This window comes from Massilia niabensis (assembly GCF_042655085.1).
Taxonomy (GTDB): Bacteria; Pseudomonadota; Gammaproteobacteria; order Burkholderiales; family Burkholderiaceae_D; genus Telluria; species Telluria niabensis.
In genome coordinates, this window is sequence record NZ_JBHSMU010000008.1 from 47,124 (window position 1) to 66,816 (window position 19,693).

The window sequence follows — 19,693 nt, forward strand, 5'->3', positions numbered from 1 at the left end:
GCGACGCGGGTCAGCGCCAGCGCCGTCGGCCGCAGCCGAATTCGCCAGGGGTAACAAGCTCCGGTTGGAAACGGCGACCGGCCAGTTCGATGTCCGCGAATTGTGGTGCGATGACGCGCGGTGCTATGCCACTTTTCCACATCGCCTCCGTCCCCTCGCAGTTTGCACCGGGCAGCCTGAGCGTTGCGGCCGCGCGCCAACGCCCATCGGCATTTTCCTGAGCAACGAGCGAGGTCCCGGTGTCCTTGTCGATCACCAGCACTTCGGGCTTGCCGTCGCCACTCAGGTCGAGCAGATAGGTGTCGCAGCGCTCGCCCGCTTCGTCCAGGCAGGCGGGCGAGCTAATGCCCTGCAATGCTTCCTTCCAGTTCGTCCTCATGAAACTGTCGGGCAGGCGGGTGCCATCCGGTTGCGGGCGCAGGTTGCTGGCCAGATCGAGCGGCGCCAGCGCCACTCCTTGCCTGTCCCATTTCGATTCCATCTTGCGTACCGCCGCAATGCGGGAGCGCACCAGGGCCGCGTTCGCACCCCGCGCATCGGCATCGAGCTGCGCAAGCGCCTCCTGGCCGAAGCGCTGGCCACTGAAGCGCAGGTAGGTGAAATCGAATTTCGCCGCCGTTATTTTCCCCGCAGCCAGCCGGGCCAGCTGGTCGTTCACCGACAGCCGCGCCGGATCGAGCAAGGGCGAAAACAGCAGCAGCGCCGTGCCCAGCACGACGAACGCAGCGGCGATGTTGACGGGTGCCAGCAAGGCAAGCCAGCCACGGCGCATGGCCGCAGCCGCATAGCCGATCGCATAGCAGAGCGCCACCAGCATGCAGGCGGCGGCGAAAATACGCTCGTCGGTCCAGCCATGGTCGCCCACCCGCAAGGCCAGCGCGTAGACCGCGATTGCCGTCACCGGCGCCAGCAGCAGCGCGGCCACGCGGGCACTGAAGCGGATCGGGCGCGCAACCGATGCGGCGCCATTCTGCCAGGCGGCATTGATCAGGATGACGAGCGCGGCGTCGGTGCCGAGCAGCACGGCGGCGGCCTGGCGCGTGGCCCACAGGGGGGCGAGTCCCGTGAACGGCAGGCTGGCCAAAAAGCCGGCGACAAACAGCGTGAACACCGGCAGGATCCACGAGGCCAGCACCAGCAGCAGGTTGCGGATGCCCTGGACGATGCCCGGGCGCACGTCGGTCAGGTGCAGGGCGCTGGAAAAGGCAAAGGCCGTCACCGGAATCGCGAACCAGGGCTTGCGGATCAGCTCCGAGAAAAATTCGATCTTCACCAGCTCGAACAGCTCGGCGCCGAGCGTCAGCGCCAGCCAGGTGATGCCGACGAACAGGCCGCTGAAGGCCAGTTGCACGCCCAGCTTCCAGGCGAGGTCGAAATAGGTGTCGTACGAGGCGATGCGGCGCCGGTCGCGCGCGCCCGACAGCACCAGCGCATGTGCGATGAACAGGCCGGCGATCAGGACGGCGATCAGCGGGCCCGAGGGCATGGCCACATGCGAGCCGGGATCAACATTCAATTCGGTACCGGTGCGCCAGATGTCGTACACGGCGAGCAGGGCCACCAGTACTGCCGCGCCGCCGACCCACAGCAGCGCCTGGCGCCGCGTCAGGTGGCCGAGGGCGCTCACCAGCAGGATCGGGCAGAACAGCGCAACGAGCAGCATCGGTGCGAACAGCAGCGGCTCGATGGCGGGCCAGACGTCGTAGTCGCCCACCAGATAGAGCAGATAGAGCACCAGGCCCTGGACCAGGCCGATACCGGTGCGCAGCAGCGCGATGCGTGGGGTGACAGGCGAATCGGACGCCGGGGTGGCATCGGCAGCAGCTACTCGCATAAAAAAATGCTCCGGTAGTTGAACCGGAGCATCTTATCAGTCTAACAAGCGCTTGCGCTTGATCTGTCCTTGCTTATTTGAGCATCGATTCCAGCGCAAACAGCTCCGCCGGATTCTCGCGCTGGCGCACCAGGTGCACCTGGTCGCCGTCGACGATCACTTCGGCCGGGCGGCCGCGCGTGTTGTAGTTCGAGGCCATGGTCATGCCATAGGCGCCGGCGCTCATCATCGCCAGCAGGTCGCCCGGCTCGATTGCCAGCGCGCGCTCGCGCGCCAGCCAGTCGCCCGATTCGCAGACCGGGCCGACGATGTCGTAGACGCTCTTCGCGTCGCCTTCGCGCGGCGTGACGGCCTTCATGTCCATCCAGGCGCCGTACAGGGTCGGGCGCATCATGTCGTTCATGGCGGCGTCGATGATGCAGAAGTTCTTTTCCACGCCCGGCTTCAGGAATTCGACGCGGGTCAGCAGCACGCCGGTGCTGGCGACGATCGAACGGCCCGGCTCGAAGATCACTTTCACGGCGCGGCCATCGTGGCGCTGCGTACGCCAGGCATCGATGCGTGCGAACAGGCGTCCCAGGTAGTCGCCGACCGGCACCGGCGGCTTGTCGCCGGCCGCGCCGTAGTCCACGCCCAGCCCGCCGCCGATGTCGAGGTGGTGGATGTGGATGCCTTCGCTGTCCAGCGTATCGATCAGTTCGATCAGCTTGTCGAGCGCTTCCAGCAGCGGCGCGTCGTCCAGCAACTGCGAGCCGATGTGGCAGTCGATGCCGACCACGTCCAGGTGGGGCAGGGAAGCGGCGGTACGGTAGGTCGCCAGCGCGTCATCAAAAGCGACGCCGAACTTGTTCGCCTTCAGGCCGGTCGCGATATACGGGTGGGTCTTGGCGTCGACGTTCGGGTTCACGCGCAAGGAGACGGGCGCGCGCTTGCCCATGCTGCCGGCAACCTCGTTCAGGCGGTGCAGCTCGGGGATCGACTCGACGTTGAAGCACAGGATATTCTTTTCCAGCGCCAGGCGCATCTCGGCCTCGGTCTTGCCGACGCCCGAGAAGATGACCTTGTTCGGGTCGCCGCCGGCCGCGATCACGCGCAGCAGCTCGCCGCCCGAGACGATGTCGAAGCCCGCTCCCTGGCGCGCCAGCAGGTCGAGGATCGCCAGGTTCGAGTTGGCCTTCATCGCATAGCAGACGAGGGCGTCACGGCCGGCGCAGGCGTCGCTGTAGGCCGCGAAGTTCTGCAGCAGGGCCGATTTCGAGTAGACGTAAGTCGGCGTGCCGAATTCCTCCGCAATGCGCGACAAAGGGGTGCTCTCGGCGTTCAGGACGCCGTTCTGGTACGAGAAATGCGACATAAATCTTATTGGACGGGGACTGGGGTGGGCAGGTCGTTCGATTGCGCGGGGGCCGGCGTCGTGGCTGCAGGTGCGGGCGTGGCTGGCGCCGGGGTCTGCGCGGCGGGCCTGGCTGGTGGCTGCGGCATGTAGAGCGGGCCGGTCTGGCCACAGCCGGCGACGAGCACGGCAGCAGTAACAGTAGCGATGAGAAGCGTGTTAGGTGACTTCACGATTAGAATCAGGGTTTGATCAAGACCTTGGAGTGTAGCATGACCGATACCGAATTTTTGGACCTGGCCGATTCGACCCTGAACCGCATCGAAGCCTGCTTCGACGAGCTCAACGACAAAGACATCGTGGATGTCGAGTGCAAGCGCAACGGCAACGTGCTGGAGGTCGAGTTCATCGCCAACGGCTCGAAGATCATCGTCAACAGCCAGGCGCCGCTGCAGGAAATGTGGATGGCGGCGCGCTCGGGCGGTTTCCACTACAAGCGCGTGGGCGACGAGTGGCGCAATACCCGTGACGATACGGAGTTCTTCGCGGCGCTGTCGGATGTGGCGACGCAACAGGGCGGGGCGCCGGTCAGGCTGGGGTGATGATTTTCGTAGGGTGGGCACCGAGTGCCCACCCTACGAAAGAATATTTCAACCAGGTGCTCCTGCTGAAATATTCTTTCAAATCACTTAAAACAACTCATTCCTCACCGCGTCCTGCGCCTTCTGCTGCGCGGGCGCCGGCGTCGTTCCCACATCCAGCGAAGTGACTCCGGTCCCCGGCGGGTTCTCGGCGTAGTAGTACTCGCCATTCATCATGATCAGCCCCGGCGGCACGGCGCGTTCCTCGACCGGCACGGTTTTCAGCACCGTCTGCATGTAGCCGATCCAGATCGGCAGCGCCAGGCCGCCGCCGGTTTCCTTGTTGCCCAGGTTCTTCGGCTGGTCGTAGCCCATCCACGCGATGCCGACCAGCTTCGGCTGGTAGCCCGCGAACCAGGCGTCGATCGAGTCGTTGGTGGTGCCGGTCTTGCCGGCGATGTCCGGGCGTTTGAGGATCTGCTGGGCCTTGGCCGCGGTGCCGTAGCGCGCCACGTCCCGGAGCATGCTGTCCATCAGCCAGGCGTTGCGGGCGTCGATCACGCGGTTCGCTTCGACGCCGGCGCGTTCCGGCCGCGCTTCCGACAGCACCTTGCCCGCGCTGTCCGTCACCTTCGAGATCAGGTAAGGACTGACGCGGTAGCCGCCGTTGGCGAACACGGCATAGGCGCCGGCCATCTGCAGCGGCGTGGTCGCACCCGCGCCCAGCGCCAGGGTCAGGTAAGGCGGGTTGCGTTCGGCCTCGAAGCCGAAGCGGGTCGCGTATTCCTGGCCGTAGCGCGCGCCGATGCGGTTCAGGATGCGGATCGAGACCATGTTCTTCGACTTGGTCAGGCCGCGCCGCATCGTCATTGGTCCCTCGTACTTGGCGTCGTAGTTCTTCGGTTCCCAGGCCTGGCCGCCGGTCTGGCCCGAGTCGAAGGAAATCGGCGCGTCGTTGACCAGGGTCGCCGGCGACAGGCCGCGCTCGAGCGAGGCCGAATAAATGAACGGCTTGAACGAAGAACCCGGCTGGCGCCAGGCCTGCGTCACGTGGTTGAACTTGTTGCGGTTGTAGTCGAAGCCGCCGACCAGCGCCTTGATCGCGCCGTCCTCGGTGCTGGCCGCTACAAAGGCGGATTCGACCAGCGGCATCTGGGTGATCTTCCAGGCCGCATCCTCGTCCTGCATGACACGGATCAGGGCGCCGCGGCGGATGCGGCGGTTCGGCGCGGCCTTGGCCTGCAGCCAGTTCGAGGCGAAGGCCAGGCCGCGCCCGGTGATCTTGATTTCTTCGCCCGAGGCCAGCACGGCCGTGACGTTTGAGGGCGAAGCCGCCAGCACGACGGCTGCGACGATGTCGTCGCTGTCGGGCTTTTCGGCCAGTTCCGCCTCGATCGCCTCATCGGCTTCGGTCTTGTCCTTCGGGATGTCGATGTACGACTCCGGGCCGCGGTAGGGATGGCGGCGCTCGTAATCCATCACGCCGCGGCGCACGGCGAGGTAGGCCGCGTCCTGGTCAGCCTTGGTGATGGTGGTGAAGACGTTCAGGCCGCGCGTATAGGTGTCTTCCTTGAACTGTTCGTAGACGAGCTGGCGCGCCATCTCGGCCACGTACTCGGCATGCACGCCAAAGGCGGTGCTGTCGGTCTTGATGGTCAGTTCCTCGTTCTTTGCGGTTTCAAATTGCGCGTCCGTGATGTAGCCGAGCGAATGCATGCGCGTCAGGATGTACTGCTGGCGGGTGCGGGCGCGGGTCGGGTTCACCACCGGGTTGTAGGCAGAGGGCGCCTTCGGCAGGCCGGCCAGCATGGCCGCTTCCGCCACGGTGATGTCGCGCAGATCCTTGCCGAAATAGATCTGGGCCGCCGACTGGAAGCCGAAGGCGCGCTGGCCCAGGTAGATCTGGTTCATGTAGACCTCGAGGATCTGGTCCTTGGTCAGGTTCTTCTCGATCTTCCACGCCAGTAGCGCTTCATACGCCTTGCGTTTCAGGGTCTGTTCACTCGACAGGAAGAAGTTGCGCGCCACCTGCTGGGTGATGGTCGAGGCGCCCTGGCGCGAGCCGCTGGTGGCGTTGTGCAGCATGGCGCGCAGCACGCCCCAGTAATCGACGCCGCCGTGCTGGTAGAAGCGGTCGTCTTCGATTGACAGCACCGCCTTCTTCATCACGTCCGGGATTTCCTTGAAACGCACCAGCGTCCTGCGCTCCTCGCCGAACTCGCCGATGAGGACGTTATCGGCCGTGAAGATCCGCAGCGGCATCTTCGGCCGGTAATCGGTGATCGTGTCGAGCGCCGGCAGGTTCGGGTAGGCCATGGCCAGTGCGAACACCACCAGCAGCATGCCGACGAGTGCAAGGCCGCCCAAGCCGGCGATCGCCAGCAGGATCAGCCGTTTCGGGCTGTACTTGTTCGTTGCCGGAGCATTCTTTGATTGGGAGGATTTCATGCTGAGTTCACTGTGTTGATCCGCCTCATTATAAGGCACGGTATCTGCGTATGGCGCGGACTCGGCAGGACACCCGCTTTGTGATCTGCCTGACAAGGGGTATTACCAAGGAAATATCAGAGTGTGGCGTCCCTGACGGATTGTAATGTTCCAATGTAGAAATATCTTGTCGCCACGCACTATTCTCGCTACGATTTCATGCAGTGCCTCATAAATGTGCATCAAGTTACTGTATCTCAACAAGACATTTTCCCCGCGCGGGCGTTGAAACATTGGTCTGCCAGGCAGACAGCAGCTGAGGGAGTACGCTCGTGATCAATCTAGGTTCCTTGTTCGGAAAGTCGAGCCCGCCGCTTGCCGGCCTCGACATCAGCACGTCGGGCTTGCGCCTGGTCGAGCTGGCCGATGCCGGCAAGGGCGTGCTGCGGCTCGAGCGCCATGCGTTCGAGGCCCTGCCGCGCGGCGCCGTGGTGGATGGCAATATCGAAAACTTCGACCAGGTCGCCGACGCCGTGCGCCGCATCTGGAAGAAAAGCGGCACCAAGGCCCGCCTGGTTGCACTCGGCATGCCGCCGGCGGCCGTCATCACCAAGAAAATCATCCTGCCGGCCGGCATGGCCGAAGACCAGCTGGAAGTGCAGGTTGAATCCGAAGCCAGCCAGTACATCCCGTTCGCGCTCGACGAGGTCAGCCTCGACTTCGACGTGGTCGGCCCGGCCGCCAACTCGCCGGAAGACATGGAAGTGATGCTGGCCGCCGCACGCCGCGAAAAGGTCGAGGACCGGGTCGCCATCGCCGAAGCGGCAGGCATTACCGCCACCGTGATGGACATCGAATCGTATGCCGCGCGCGCCGCTCTGGAACGCGCGTCGCCCGGCGGACCGGAAAAAATCGTCGCCCTGTTCCAGATCGGCGCCGGCATGACCCAAGTGTCGATGCTGCAGAACGGCGACACCATCTACGAGCGCGAGCAGCCATTCGGCGGCAACACCCTGACCCAGGAAATCGTGCGCGCTTACGGCATGTCGTACGAGGACGCGGAAGCCCGCAAGAAGTCGGGCGACCTGCCGGAAAACTTCCACGCCGACCTGCTCACCCCTTTTCTCGAAAACGCCGCGATGGAAGTGACGCGCGCGATCCAGTTCTTCTTCACCTCGACCCCGTACACCCGCATCGACCAGATCTGGCTGGCCGGCGGCAGCGCCCAGCTGCCGGGGCTGGCCGAACTGGTCGGCGGGCGCACCCGCATCCCGACCGCCTCGGCGTCGCCGTTCGACGGCATGCTGCTGGCTTCGGGCCTGCGTGAATCGCAGCTGCGCCTCGAGGGCCCGTCCTACCTGGTCGCCTGCGGCTTAGGCATGCGGAGGTTTGGCTGATGATCCGTATTAATCTGCTCCCGCACCGGGAAGCGAAACGCAAACAGAAACAGGCGGCTTTCATCGCCATGCTGGTGCTCGGCGGGCTGCTGGGCGCATCCGTGGTGCTGGCGGTCGGCGGCTGGAACGCCAGCCGCATCGCGATCCAGGAACAGCGCAACACGGTCCTGAAAACCGAGAACGCGGAACTCGACAAGAAAATCAAGGACATTGCGACCCTGAAGGAAGAAATCAACGCGCTCAAATCGCGCCAGCAGGCCGTCGAAGACCTGCAGGGCGACCGCAACCAGCCGGTCTACCTGTTCGACGAACTGGTGCGCCAGGCGCCGGACGGCGTCTACCTGAAGGGCTTCGAGCAGGATGGCCAGCGCGTGGTCCTGAACGGCTATGCCCAGTCGCAGGAACGCGTGGCCGAGCTGCTGCGCAACCTGTCCGGCAATTCGCCCTGGCTCGAGCGCCCCGAGCTGACCGAGGTAAAGTCGGCCGTGCTGACCCAGGACAAGATCGCGCGCAAGGCGGTCGAGTTCACGCTGGCCGTGGCGATCAAGCGCGCCCGCGAAGCGGACGAGACCGACGTACTAGGAAAGGCGTCCACGACCGTCGCCGGCAGCGCGGCAGGAGCCCAGCCATGAACATCGACCTGAAACAATTCGGCGCCGAGCTGTCGGCGCAATTCCAGGGCCTGGAGGGCCGCCCGCCCGGCCTGTGGCCGCTGGCGCCGCGCCTCTTGTGCGCGGCCGGCGTGCTGGCGGCGACCGTCGGGCTCGGCCACTTCCTGTACTGGAGCGGCCAGTTCGAGACCCAGGAGGCCCTGGCCGCCGAGGAAATGACGCTGCGCGAGGAATACCGCAGCAAGATCATCCAGACGGTGAACCTGGAAGCGCTGCAGGCGCAGAAGCTGCAGGTCGACCAGTCGGTCGAGCGCCTGGAAAAGCAGTTGCCGAGCAAGGCCGAGATGGCCGCGCTGCTGTCGGACATCAACCAGGCCGGCGTCGGCCGCGGCCTGCAGTTCGAGCTGTTCCGCCCCGACCAGGTCATCGTGCGCGACTACTATGCCGAGCTGCCGATCGCCATCAAGATCAGCGGCAGCTACCACGACCTGGGCGCGTTCGCGGCCGACATGGCCCACCTGCCGCGCATCGTCACGCTCAACAACATGAAGCTGAAGGCGGACAAGGACGGCAAGCTGACCCTGGACGCCATCGCCAAGACCTTCCGCTACCTCGACGCCGACGAACTGTCGACGCAGAAGGCGGCGCGCCTGAAGGCGAAAAAAGGCCAGAACGCCGCGGGGGCAACGCCATGAAAATCCTCAGTTGCAAGATCAACAATGCCTGCACCCTGCTGGCGGCCCTGCTGCTGGCCGGCTGCGGCGACAGTGACGTGCGCGAAGTGCGTACCTGGATGGAGGAGACGAAAGCGCAGACCAAACCGGCCGTGAAGCCGCTGCCGGCGCCGAAGGAATTCGTGCCCTACGCCTACAACCAGGGCACGGCGGTCGACCCCTTCAACCCGGAGAAGCTGGCCGGGCCGGGCGCGATGCCGGCGGCGCCGAGCGCCCAGCAGCCGGACCTGGAGCGTCCGCGTGAAGCGCTGGAAAACTATCCGCTCGACACCATGCGGATGGTGGGCATGATGCAGAAGGACGGTGTCGGTTTTGCGCTGGTGCAGATCGACCGCAGCGTCTACCGGATACGGGCAGGGCAGCGGCTGGGCCAGAACTTCGGCCAGGTCAGGCGCGTGACCCCCAGCGCGATCGAGATTCGGGAAATGGTACAGGACGCAGGCGGCGATTGGGTCGAGCGGATATCGAAGCTGGAATTGCAGGAAAGTAAGGAGATCGTGAAATGACCCCATTCGCAATGAAGTGCGCGGCGCTGGTATTCGCCTGGAGCACGGGCACGGCCTGGGCGCAGGAGAATGCGATCGAATCGATCACGGCCAACCAGCAGGGCGCCAACGTGGTGGTCAACATCGCGATGAAAAACCCGCCGGCCAAGCTGCCGCTCGGCTTTGCGATCACCAACCCGGCGCGCATCGCGCTCGACTTCGGCGCCACCAGCAACGCCACCGGCAAGAGCAGCCAGGAGATCAACCTCGGCGAAGTGCGCGGCGTGAACGTGGCGCAGGCCGGCGAGCGCACCCGCCTCGTGATGAACCTGAAGCGCCCGGTGGCGTATGCGACGGCGATCAGCGGCAAGTCGGTGCTGGTGACGGTCGAGGGCGCGGGCGGCCAGGCCGTTGCTTCTGCCTCTTCTTCTGCTTCTGCCACCCCGGCGGCGCCTGCCGCCGCCGCGCCGCGCCAACAACTGCGCAGCCTCGACTTCCGCCGCGGTAGCGAAGGCGAAGGCCGCGTCGTGGTCGACTTGCCGAACAACGGCGTCGCGGTCGACGTCCGCCAGCTCGGCAACAAGGTGCAGGTCGACTTCTTCAATACCGGCCTGCCGGAAACGCTGCGCCGCCGCCTCGACGTGACCGATTTCGGCACCCCGGTGACGCGCGTGACGACGAACGCGCATGGCGCCCACACGCGCATGATCATCGAAGCGCAAGGCGCCTGGGAGCAGTCGGTGTTCCAGAGCGACACCCAGCTGGTGGTCGCCGTGCGCCCGGTGAAGCAGGACCCGAACCGGGTGGCGCAGGGCATGCAGGGCTTCCGCGGCGAGAAGATCAGCTTCGACTTTCAGAACATCGAAGTGCGCGCCGCGCTGCAGGCGGTGGCCGACATCTCGGGCCTGAACATCATCGCCAGCGATTCGGTCGCCGGCAGCCTGACGCTGAAGCTGAGAGACGTGCCCTGGGACCAGGCGCTCGACGTCATCCTGCAATCGAAGGGCCTGGACATGCGCAAGAACGGCACGGTCATCTGGATCGCGCCGAAAGAAGAGCTGCTGACGAAGGAAAAGCTCGAACTCGAGCAGCGCGCGCAAATTTCGGACCTCGAGCCGCTGCGCTCGGAAATCTTCCAGCTGAACTACCAGAAGGCCGAGTCGTTCCGCACCGTGTTCGGCCTCGACGCCGGTGGCGGCGCCACCGCCGACAGCCGCAACCGCGTGCTCTCGAAGCGCGGCAGCGCTATCATCGACCCGCGCACGAACCAGTTGTTTGTCACTGACATCGCTTCGAAGATCGAAGACATCCGCATGCTGATCCAGAAGACCGACGTCGCCTCGAAGCAGGTGCTGATCGAAGCGCGCCTGGTCGAAGCGAACGACGGCTTCTCGCGCAACCTGGGCGCCAAGATCGGCTTCAACGACATGCGCGGCCTGCGCGGCGGCGACGTCGGCTATGGCATCGGCGGCGGCAACAACCGCGCCGCCATCGGCGGCAACCTGAACAACGTCGGCCAGGCCACCGGCCAGGCCGACGGCGGGGCCTTCAGCGACACGACGATGGTCAACCTGCCGGCGGCCGCGATCGGCGGCATCTCGCCGGCGAGCATCGCGTTTTCCCTGTTCTCGTCGGCCGACAACCGCTTCCTGAACCTGGAACTGTCGGCGCTGGAAGCCGACGGCAAGGGCAAGATCATTTCCAGCCCGCGCGTGGTCACCGAAGACAAGATGGTGGCCGTGATCGAGCAGGGTATCGAACTGCCGTACCAGGTGGCATCGTCGAGCGGCGCGACCTCGATCGAATTCAAGAAGGCCAACCTGCGCCTCGAAGTGACGCCACAGATCACGCCCGACGGCAACGTCGTGCTGGAGGTGGACGTGAGCAAGGATTCGAAGGGCGAAGAAACGCGCGCCGGCTTTGCGATCAACACCCAGCACGTGAAGACCAAGGTCATGGTCGAAAACGGCGGGACGGTGGTGCTGGGCGGTATCTACCAGCAGTCCGAGCGCAGCAACGAGTCGAAGGTGCCGCTGCTGGGCGATATCCCGGTGCTCGGCTACCTGTTCAAGACCGAGGGGCGCGAGAACACGAAGACCGAACTGCTGGTCTTCATCACGCCGAAGATCGTGGCCGACCGCGCGCCAGGCAACCGCTGATTTACCGCACGGCCTGCGCCTTCACCGTCAACGAATAATCGCCCTCCCATCCCCACAGCGACACGCCCTGCGTGTCGCTGTGTCGTTTCAGGGACCGCAATCCATGCCGTTTGCATCGCCTGACAAACCAAACAATCAACAATAACTGGAACCATCATGCAGCACATCCCGACTCGCACCGTACGCACTTCCACTGCCGCGTTCCAACGCACGGCAGCCCTGACCCTGATCGCCGCGGCGGTCCTCTCCGCCTGCGGCGGCGGTGGAGGCGACCCTGGCGCGGTGCCGGCCGCCTCGGGTAGCGGCGGCACCGGCGGCACCGGCGGTACCGTCACCACGCCGGTGGCGACCGACACCAAGGTCAGCCTGGTCATGGTCGATGGTTCCGGCAACACGGTCACCAGCCTGTCGGGCGGCCAGGCGGGGACGCTGAAGGCGACCGTGCTGACCCCGGCCGGCAAGCCGGCCGCCGGTGCGATCGTCCAGTTCGCCACGACGACGCAGGGCCTGGTGAGCTTCACGCCCGAAACCGGCTCGGCACTGACCGACGCCAACGGCGTGGCCGTGGTAACGATCAAGCCGGCCAGCTACACGGTGTCGGGCGCGGCGGCGGTCAGCGCTACCTCGGTGGTCGAAGGCAAGACCGGCAGCGCCAGCGTGAACATGGCCATCGGCGCCGCGCCCCTGACGGTCGGCACGCTGGCGTTCGTGGAGCCCCCCAAGGCGAGCCTGCCGGCATTCTCCACGCTGGCCCTGAACATCCCGGTCAGCAGCGCGGGCAAACCCGCCACCGAGTCGACCGGCCTTGCCTTGAGCTCGCTGTGCGTGGGCGACGGCACCGCGACCCTGGTCCCGAGCGGAATGAGCAACGGCGTCCAGGTGGCGACCTACACCAACAATGGCTGCACGCGCGGCCGCGACCTGATCACGGCGTCGATCGGCAACTCGAGCCAGACCATCGCGCTCGACGTCAGCGCCGCGAACATCGGCGCCGTCCAGTTCTCGGGAGCGAGCCTTACGGGCACCTCGATCGTGCTCAAGGGGTCGGGCGGCCAGGGGCGTTCGGAGTCGGCCCAGCTGACCTTCCGCGTCGTCGACCAGCAGGGCAAGGGCCTGGCCGGGGTCGACGTCGACTTCAGCACCACCACCAGTATCGGCGGCCTGGCGGTGAGCCCGGCCCGCGCGACGACCGATGCGTCCGGCAACGTCAGCACCATGGTGTCTTCGGGCACGATCCCGACGCCGGTGCGCGTGCTGGCCTCGGCCAGCCGCAATGGCGCCACCATCACGGGCCTGTCGGACACGCTGATCGTCTCGACCGGCCTGCCGATCCAGCGCGCGATGTCGATGAGCGCCGAACACTACAACGTCGAGGGCGGCAACGTCGACGGTACCCGCGTGAAGATCACGGTGCGCATGGCCGACCAGTATGGCAACCCGGTCTCGGACGGCACCGCCGTCAATTTCGTCACCGAAGGCGGCGCGGTCGGTACCCCGGCCCAGGGCGGCTGCGTCACCGATGGCGACGGTTGCACGGTCGAACTGGTGACCCAGAACTTCCGTCCTGCCGACGGCCGCGTCACGGTGCTCGCTTACGCGCAAGGCATCGAGAACTTCGTCGACCTGAACGGCGACGGCCAGTACAGCTGCACCAACTATGTCGACGCCAGCGGCAAGGTGCCGGCGGTGTACCGGCCGCTGGTCGATACCTGCGTCAGCGGCGGCGAGCCGTTCCCGGTCCCCGGGGACGACATGGGCGATCCCTTCCTCGATACCCAGGGCGACGGCGTCTACAACGCGCTCGCGGGCGACAGACCCTTCCCCTACGGTCACGCGTCGTACACCGCGGCCGGCGATGGCAAGTGGGGCCTGAACTACCTGCGCAGCTCGATCGAAGTCGTGTTCAGCGGCTCGTACGCGCGGATCACCGAGCTGTGCCGGAACGGCGCTTGCGCCAATACGGTGTACACGGCGGGCGCCACGATCCCGGTTCCCGGCGCTGCCGGCGCCTCTTGCGCGCCCCAGCAACTGGCGGTGCGCCTGACGGACGATAACAACAATCCGCTGCCATTCGGCACCACGGTGTCGGTGGTATCGGCCAACAAGCTCTCGGTGGCCGGGGTGTCGCCTGCCGTGCTCACGTCGACCCGCAGCAGCGGCGGCACCGTCCACCAATTCACGGTGACGCCGGACGCAAGCTGTGCCCCAGGCGATTTTTCGCTCCAGACCAAGACGCCAACAGGTAAGATTACGGAGTTCAAATTCACCGCCAACTGATGTGAAATCCGAAAATGTGTTCCTTGTCGGGCTGATGGGGTCTGGCAAGACCACCATCGGACGGCAAATCGCGCGCCGCCTGGGCAAGCGCTTCATCGATTCCGATCATGCGATCGAGGCGCGCACCGGCGCCACCATCCCCTGGATCTTCGAAATCGAGGGGGAGGCGAGCTTTCGCCGGCGCGAAGCGGACATGATCCGCGAACTGACCAGCCAGCGCGGCGTCGTGCTGGCCACCGGCGGCGGCGCCGTGCTCGACCCCGCCAGCCGGGCCTACCTGGCCGAGCGCGGCACCGTGATCTACCTGCGTGCCGGCATCAGCAGCATCCTGCAGCGCACGGCGCACGACAAGAACCGCCCGCTGCTGCAGACGGCCGATCCTCGCAGGAAACTCGAGGAACTCCTGGCCCAGCGCGAGCCGCTCTACCGCGAGATCGCCGACCTTGTCATCGATACCGGCCGACCTAACGTACAATCGATGGTTCAGACCATTTTGGACCAGCTGGAAGCGCTCGAAGGAGGGCGCGCCCGGCGCGCAAGGGCGACATCGATGAACGAACAAGCACACCTCAACCTCAACGTCGACCTCGGCGATCGCAGCTACCCGATCGCCATCGGCCCCGGCGTGATCGACGACAGCGCGCTGCTCGCGCGCCACATCGGCGGCAACAAGGTCGCCATCGTCACCAACACGACGGTGGCGCCGCTCTACCTGGAAAAAGTCGCCGCACCGCTGCGTGCAGCGGGGCGCGAGGTGGTGGAGATCATCCTGCCCGACGGCGAAGAGCACAAACAGTGGGGCTCGCTGATGGCCGTCTTCGATGCGCTGCTGGCCAACAAGTGCGACCGCAAGACCACCCTGGTGGCGCTGGGCGGCGGCGTGATCGGCGACCTCACCGGCTTTGCCGCGGCGAGCTACATGCGCGGCGTGCCCTTCGTGCAGATTCCGACCACCCTGCTGGCGCAGGTCGACTCCTCGGTGGGCGGCAAGACCGGCATCAACCACCCGCTCGGCAAGAACATGATCGGCGCCTTCTACCAGCCGCGCGCGGTACTGGCCGACACCAGCACCCTGGCGACCTTGCCAGGCAGGGAGCTGTCGGCGGGCCTGGCCGAAGTGATCAAGCATGGCGCCATCCTCGACGCGGCATTTTTCGACTGGATCGAGGCGAACATCGAGAAACTGATGGCGCGCGACCCGGCCGCGCTGTCGCATGCGATCGCGCGCTCCTGCGAGATCAAGGCCGAAGTCGTGCGCAAGGACGAACGCGAAGGCGGCCTGCGCGCCGTGCTCAATTTCGGCCACACCTTCGGCCACGCGATCGAAGCAGGCCTGGGCTATGGCGAATGGCTGCACGGCGAAGCGGTCGGCTGCGGCATGGTGATGGCGGCCGATTTGTCGCAGCGCCTCGGTTTCATCGACGCCGCCGCAGTCGAGCGCGTGCGCGCATTGGTTGCCGCTGCGGGGCTGCCGACGGCAGCACCGGACCTGGGCGAGGCGCGCTGGATCGAGCTGATGGAAGTGGACAAGAAGAACGAGGGCGGGGCGATCAAGTTCATCCTGCTTAAGCCGCTGGGCAGCCCGAGCATCACCAGCGTGCCGCATGAGCTGCTGCGCGCCACCTTGTCCAGCTGCGTGGCGGCCAACAGCGACGAATGAGGAGTTTCGGATGATCGATTTCGACTGCAACCTGGCCCCGTATGCGGCGCATTCGTCGAAGTCGCGCGGGCGCCGCTTTCCCGAGCCGGCGCCCGGCTCGCGCAGCGAATTCCAGCGCGACCGCGACCGCATTGTCCACTCCACCGCTTTCCGGCGGCTCGAATACAAGACCCAGGTTTTCCTGAACCACGAGGGCGATTTGTTCCGCACGCGCCTGACGCACTCGATCGAAGTGGCGCAGATCGGCCGCACCCTGGCGCGCAGCCTGCGCCTGAACGAAGACCTGGTCGAGGCCACGGCGCTCGCGCACGACCTCGGCCACACGCCCTTCGGCCACGTCGGCCAGGATGTGCTCAACGACTGCATGAAGGACTACGGCGGCTTCGAGCACAACCTGCAGAGCCTGCGCGTGGTGGATCACCTGGAAGAGCATTACGGTGCCTTCGACGGGCTGAACCTGACTTTCGAGACGCGCGAGGGCATCCTCAAGCACTGCTCGCTGAACAATGCGCGCACCCTGGGCGAGCTGGGCCAGCGCTTCATCGACAGGAGCCAGCCCAGCCTCGAGGCGCAGCTGACCAACCTGGCCGACGAGATCGCGTACAACAACCACGACATCGACGACGGCCTGCGTTCGGGGCTGCTCACGATGGAGCAGATGATGGAGGTCGAGCTGTTCGCGCGCCACCGCCACGCCGTGGAAGCGCAGTACCCGGGCCTGCCGGGACGGCGCGCGGTGTACGAGACGATCCGCCTGATGATCACGGCGATGACGGCCGACCTGGTCGGGACCTCGGCCGCGCTCCTGCTGGACGCCGCGCCGCAGGGCATCGACGACGTGCGCACGGCGCCCCCGCTGATCCGCTTTTCCGACGGGATGCGTGCCGAGACCACGGCTTTAAAACGCTTCCTGTACGCGAACCTGTACCGCCACTTCAAGGTCAACCGCATGCGGGTAAAAGCCAGCCGCATCGTGCGCGAGCTGTTCGACGCCTTCATGACGGACCCGGTGCTGCTGCCGCCGGATTACCAGGTCGCTGCCGGCGACACGCACCGGCAGGCGCGCAAGATTGCCGATTACATTGCGGGAATGACGGACCGGTATGCGATCCGCGAGCACAAGCGGATTTTTTCGCTGGATGAGCTTTAACCGAACAAACTCGGCCGCGCCAGGTCCAGCAGCAGCTTTTTGACGGGCGCCGGCAGCGCTGCGTCTCCCACCTCCGACAGACTGACCCACACGTGTCCCGCCGGCGTCGCCCCGCGCGCGGCCAGCGTCACCTTGTGCGGATGGATGAACAGCTTGTAGTGCGTGAACACATGCACCAGCGGCAGCAGCGCCTGTACTTCCTCCACGTCGCCGAAGCGCGGCAGGGCCGTTGACAGCGCCAGCCCGGCGTCAATAGGGGTGTCGATGCCCACATGGCCATCGACCTCCGGCAGCGACAGCAGCCCGCCCCAGATCCCGCTGCCCGGCCGCTGCTCCAGCAGCACCTGCCCGTCGTGGATCACGACCAGCATGTCGGCGCGCTTTTCCGGCGACGCCTTTTTCGGTTTGCGCACCGGCAGCTCCGCCGTGCGGCCGGTGGCGAAGGCCACGCAGCGGCTTTGTACCGGGCAGCGGCCGCAATCGGGCTTTGATCGGGTGCAGAGCGTGGCGCCCAGGTCCATCAGGCCCTGCGTGTACGATTCGATGCCTTCTTCGGGCAGCAGCGCGTCGGCACGCCGCCACAAGCCGTCTTCGATGCGCTTTTCGCCCGGATAGCCTTCGACGCCGAATACCCGCGCGAACACGCGCTTGACGTTCCCGTCCAGGATCGCAGCGCGGGTGCCGTTCGAGAACGCCGTGATCGCGGCGGCAGTCGAGCGGCCGATGCCCGGCAGGTCGGCCAGCAGCGCCGGGTCGGCCGGGAACACGCCGCCGTATTCCTGCACCACACGGACCGCGCAGGCATGCAGGTTGCGCGCGCGGGTGTAGTAGCCGAGGCCGCTCCAGTAGCCCATCACCTCTTCGATCGGCGCGCTGGCCAGGTCCTGCACGGTCGGGAAGCGCTCGAGGAAGCGCGCGTAATAGCCGAGCACGGCGGCCACCTGCGTCTGCTGCAGCATGATCTCGGACAGCCACACGCGGTAGGCGTCGCGCGTGTTTTGCCAGGGCAGGGTGTGGCGGCCGTGCGCGCGCTGCCAGGTGACCACCGCCTCGGAAAAGGTGGGGTCGGCCAGCTCATTCAATTCCGTCAAGCCGAATTCGGTCAAACGCTTCACGCGGCCTCCCGCAGCGCCGGTTCGGCCAGCTGCGCGCCCACGGCATCGGCGAGCAGCGCCAGCTCGCGGCGCTGTCCTTCCAGCGTTCCCTGGCTGGCCTCGAAAGCGGCGATTTTCTGCTCCAGGCTGTCGGTGGCGTCGTGGATGCGCTGGATCGAGGCGAGGCGGTGGCGCAGCTGTTCCTTGTGCTGGCGGATCTGCGATTCCAGCGGCGCCATGATCACCTTCAGCCAGGCTTCGACATCGGCGTTCGCCGCGCGGAAGGTGCGCTGCACGCGCGAGGCGATCGAATCGAAAAAGCGCTCGAGCAGGGTCGCGCGGCTCGTCATCAGGAGGGTGGCGGTGCCGAACTGGCGCGCGTACAGCGCCTCGACGGCGTCGATCTCCTCGCGGTAGCGGCCAAGGGACAGCGGCATCGACGGCGACATGGTCAAACCGTGCTCGGTGGCGAAGCCGCGCATCATCGCGTCCGTCATCGCGCCGATTTCAGCCACCTGGCTGCCGGCGGCGTCGAGGCTGGCGCGTGCGGCATCGAAAAAACCGCGCACCGGGACGCGCATGCCGGTCGCGAAGCGCACCCCTTGCATCGCCACGCGCACCGCGTCGGCCTGGCGATGCAGGGCGTCGGTGCCGAGTGTCGAGTACAGGTTGGCGGACAGGGTGGCGAAGCGGGTGCGCGCGTCCTGCAGGCGCAGCAGGCCGGCGTCGAAATCCTTCCGCTCGGCCTCGATGCGGCGCATCATGTGCGCCAGCACGGTCTGGTTCTTGCCGCGCAGGCTTTTCAGTTCCTGCAGCTGCTCGACCAGGCTGCGCGATCGCCCTGCGATCGCGCTTGCCTGGGCTTTTTTGATCTCCGCCAGGTCCTCGGCCAGCTGCTTGCCGATGATGGCGCGCTTTTGCGGGATCAGCCCGTGCATCAGCGCCGCTTCGAGTGCACCCAGGCGGCTGCGCTCGAACAGGTCCATGTCGCCCTGGATGCGGCCGACCAGCGCCTTGTGTGCCGACACCGGATACACCTGGTCGGGCGACAAGCCAAGCTGCTGCGCCACGCCTGCCTGCTGGCGCGCGATCTCCGCTTCGTTCTCGGCGTCGCTGCGCAGGCTGTCCCACATCGCGTCGATCTTGTTGAGTACGACGATGCGCCCGGGGCCCGCGCCGATATGCGTGCGCCACACCTCGATGTCGCTGCGCGTGACGCCGGTATCGGCAGCCAGCACGAACAGCACCGCGTGCGCGTTCGGGATCAGGTTCAGCGTCAGTTCCGGCTCGGTGCCGATCGCGTTCAGGCCGGGCGTGTCGAGGATCACCAGGCCCTGTTTCAGGAGCGGATGGGGCAGGTTGATGATCGCGTGGCGCCACTGTGAAATCTCGACCAGGCCGTCAGGCCCGACCGCGTCCGCCAGCTCCGGGTCTTCCGGGTCGTACAGGCCGTAGCGCTGCGCTTCCTCGGGGCTCACGCGGCGCGTCATGCTGACCTGGCGGAAGGTTTCGGTCATGCTGGCGGGCGCGTCCAGGTCGAGCGGCAGCACGGTCCACGCCGATGCATCTTCCCGAAAATCGCTGGTGGAGAGTTGCTGGGCCCGGGTTTCGATCGGCAGCAGCCGGATGCAGGGTTCCCATGCCGCCTCATACAGCAGCTCGGTCGGGCACATCGTGGTGCGGCCGGCCGAGGAGGGCAGGATGCGCTGGCCGTAATCGGCGAAGAAGATCGCGTTGATCAGCTCGGATTTACCGCGCGAAAATTCGGCGACGAAGGCCACCGACAGGCGGTCGTCGCGCAGGCGCGCCGCTGCCTGCGCCGTGCGCTGCTGCGTCGCCGCGTCCGACAGGTCGAATGCCGCCAGCGCCGCGCGGTAGTCGTCCAGCCCCGTTCCGATGGCGGCGCGCCAAGCGCCGTATTCTTCAATGTCTTGCATGTCTTCGCCCAGTC

The 19,693-nt window shown here is 66.2% G+C and carries 15 protein-coding genes; 9 read left to right on the top strand and 6 right to left on the bottom strand.

Features of this window, described 5'->3' with window-relative positions; all coding sequences use genetic code 11:
• Positions 1 to 10: 10 nt before the first annotated feature.
• From ACFPN5_RS07160 to lptM, 3 genes are all read right to left on the bottom strand, one after another.
• Positions 11 to 1,834 carry a DUF4153 domain-containing protein gene (locus ACFPN5_RS07160; RefSeq protein WP_379781570.1) on the bottom strand — a complete coding sequence of 608 codons (1,824 nt, stop codon included), beginning with the start codon at positions 1,832 to 1,834 and terminating at the stop codon, positions 11 to 13.
• A gap of 73 nt (positions 1,835 to 1,907) precedes the next feature.
• Complete coding sequence (lysA, locus tag ACFPN5_RS07165) at positions 1,908 to 3,188, bottom strand: diaminopimelate decarboxylase (protein WP_379781573.1); 1,281 nt, start codon at positions 3,186 to 3,188, stop codon at positions 1,908 to 1,910.
• 5 nt (positions 3,189 to 3,193) lie between these two features.
• Positions 3,194 to 3,400, bottom strand: coding sequence for an LPS translocon maturation chaperone LptM (gene lptM / locus ACFPN5_RS07170; RefSeq protein ID WP_379781575.1), 207 nt, complete (start codon positions 3,398 to 3,400; stop codon positions 3,194 to 3,196).
• 39 nt (positions 3,401 to 3,439) lie between these two features.
• On the opposite strand from lptM, the gene cyaY reads away from it, so the two are divergent.
• Positions 3,440 to 3,769, top strand: a complete 330-nt coding sequence (gene cyaY, locus ACFPN5_RS07175; RefSeq protein WP_379781577.1) for an iron donor protein CyaY — start codon at positions 3,440 to 3,442, stop codon at positions 3,767 to 3,769.
• Between the two features lie 87 nt (positions 3,770 to 3,856).
• Here the strand turns inward: cyaY and ACFPN5_RS07180 are convergent, their stop codons facing one another.
• Complete coding sequence (locus tag ACFPN5_RS07180) at positions 3,857 to 6,196, bottom strand: penicillin-binding protein 1A (RefSeq protein WP_379781579.1); 2,340 nt, start codon at positions 6,194 to 6,196, stop codon at positions 3,857 to 3,859.
• Positions 6,197 to 6,507: 311 nt separating this feature from the next.
• On the opposite strand from ACFPN5_RS07180, the gene ACFPN5_RS07185 reads away from it, so the two are divergent.
• The 8 genes from ACFPN5_RS07185 to ACFPN5_RS07220 all read left to right on the top strand — a co-directional run bounded on the left by ACFPN5_RS07185 (position 6,508) and on the right by ACFPN5_RS07220 (position 16,648).
• Positions 6,508 to 7,572: a pilus assembly protein PilM gene (locus tag ACFPN5_RS07185; protein WP_379781581.1), complete on the top strand. Its 1,065-nt coding sequence runs from the start codon at positions 6,508 to 6,510 to the stop codon at positions 7,570 to 7,572.
• A complete protein-coding gene (locus ACFPN5_RS07190) occupies positions 7,572 to 8,204 on the top strand; it encodes a PilN domain-containing protein (protein WP_379781582.1) in 633 nt (210 codons plus the stop codon). The genes ACFPN5_RS07185 and ACFPN5_RS07190 overlap by 1 nt, the downstream gene beginning before the upstream one ends.
• Entirely contained in the window at positions 8,201 to 8,878 is a 678-nt protein-coding gene (locus tag ACFPN5_RS07195) for a type IV pilus inner membrane component PilO (RefSeq protein ID WP_379781584.1), read from the top strand. Before ACFPN5_RS07190 ends, ACFPN5_RS07195 begins: the two co-directional genes overlap by 4 nt.
• Complete coding sequence (locus ACFPN5_RS07200) at positions 8,875 to 9,423, top strand: pilus assembly protein PilP (RefSeq protein ID WP_379781586.1); 549 nt, start codon at positions 8,875 to 8,877, stop codon at positions 9,421 to 9,423. The genes ACFPN5_RS07195 and ACFPN5_RS07200 overlap by 4 nt, the downstream gene beginning before the upstream one ends.
• Positions 9,420 to 11,561: a type IV pilus secretin PilQ gene (gene pilQ / locus ACFPN5_RS07205; protein ID WP_379781588.1), complete on the top strand. Its 2,142-nt coding sequence runs from the start codon at positions 9,420 to 9,422 to the stop codon at positions 11,559 to 11,561. Before ACFPN5_RS07200 ends, pilQ begins: the two co-directional genes overlap by 4 nt.
• 156 nt (positions 11,562 to 11,717) lie before the next feature.
• Positions 11,718 to 13,838, top strand: coding sequence for a hypothetical protein (locus tag ACFPN5_RS07210; protein ID WP_379781590.1), 2,121 nt, complete (start codon positions 11,718 to 11,720; stop codon positions 13,836 to 13,838).
• 1 nt (position 13,839) lies between these two features.
• Positions 13,840 to 15,498 (top strand): bifunctional shikimate kinase/3-dehydroquinate synthase AroKB, encoded by a 1,659-nt coding sequence (gene aroKB / locus ACFPN5_RS07215; protein WP_379781592.1) that lies wholly within the window; start codon positions 13,840 to 13,842, stop codon positions 15,496 to 15,498.
• 10 nt (positions 15,499 to 15,508) lie between these two features.
• Complete coding sequence (locus ACFPN5_RS07220) at positions 15,509 to 16,648, top strand: deoxyguanosinetriphosphate triphosphohydrolase (protein ID WP_379781594.1); 1,140 nt, start codon at positions 15,509 to 15,511, stop codon at positions 16,646 to 16,648.
• Here ACFPN5_RS07220 and mutY read toward each other — a convergent pair.
• Together mutY and ACFPN5_RS07230 are read right to left on the bottom strand one after the other, a co-directional pair.
• Positions 16,645 to 17,763 carry an A/G-specific adenine glycosylase gene (gene mutY, locus ACFPN5_RS07225; protein ID WP_379781596.1) on the bottom strand — a complete coding sequence of 373 codons (1,119 nt, stop codon included), beginning with the start codon at positions 17,761 to 17,763 and terminating at the stop codon, positions 16,645 to 16,647. The genes ACFPN5_RS07220 and mutY overlap by 4 nt on opposite strands.
• A complete protein-coding gene (locus tag ACFPN5_RS07230) occupies positions 17,760 to 19,679 on the bottom strand; it encodes a dynamin family protein (protein ID WP_379781598.1) in 1,920 nt (639 codons plus the stop codon). The genes mutY and ACFPN5_RS07230 overlap by 4 nt, the downstream gene beginning before the upstream one ends.
• Positions 19,680 to 19,693: the final 14 nt, after the last annotated feature.

Coding starts and splice junctions, on each gene's coding strand:
- ACFPN5_RS07220 (WP_379781594.1), top strand. CDS start 15,509: ATGATCGATTTCGACTGCAACCTGGCCCCGTATGCGGCGCATTCGTCG.
- ACFPN5_RS07200 (WP_379781586.1), top strand. CDS start 8,875: ATGAAAATCCTCAGTTGCAAGATCAACAATGCCTGCACCCTGCTGGCG.
- pilQ (WP_379781588.1), top strand. CDS start 9,420: ATGACCCCATTCGCAATGAAGTGCGCGGCGCTGGTATTCGCCTGGAGC.
- ACFPN5_RS07180 (WP_379781579.1), bottom strand. CDS start 6,196: ATGAAATCCTCCCAATCAAAGAATGCTCCGGCAACGAACAAGTACAGC.
- ACFPN5_RS07210 (WP_379781590.1), top strand. CDS start 11,718: ATGCAGCACATCCCGACTCGCACCGTACGCACTTCCACTGCCGCGTTC.
- lysA (WP_379781573.1), bottom strand. CDS start 3,188: ATGTCGCATTTCTCGTACCAGAACGGCGTCCTGAACGCCGAGAGCACC.
- ACFPN5_RS07195 (WP_379781584.1), top strand. CDS start 8,201: ATGAACATCGACCTGAAACAATTCGGCGCCGAGCTGTCGGCGCAATTC.
- ACFPN5_RS07190 (WP_379781582.1), top strand. CDS start 7,572: ATGATCCGTATTAATCTGCTCCCGCACCGGGAAGCGAAACGCAAACAG.
- cyaY (WP_379781577.1), top strand. CDS start 3,440: ATGACCGATACCGAATTTTTGGACCTGGCCGATTCGACCCTGAACCGC.
- ACFPN5_RS07230 (WP_379781598.1), bottom strand. CDS start 19,679: ATGCAAGACATTGAAGAATACGGCGCTTGGCGCGCCGCCATCGGAACG.
- ACFPN5_RS07160 (WP_379781570.1), bottom strand. CDS start 1,834: ATGCGAGTAGCTGCTGCCGATGCCACCCCGGCGTCCGATTCGCCTGTC.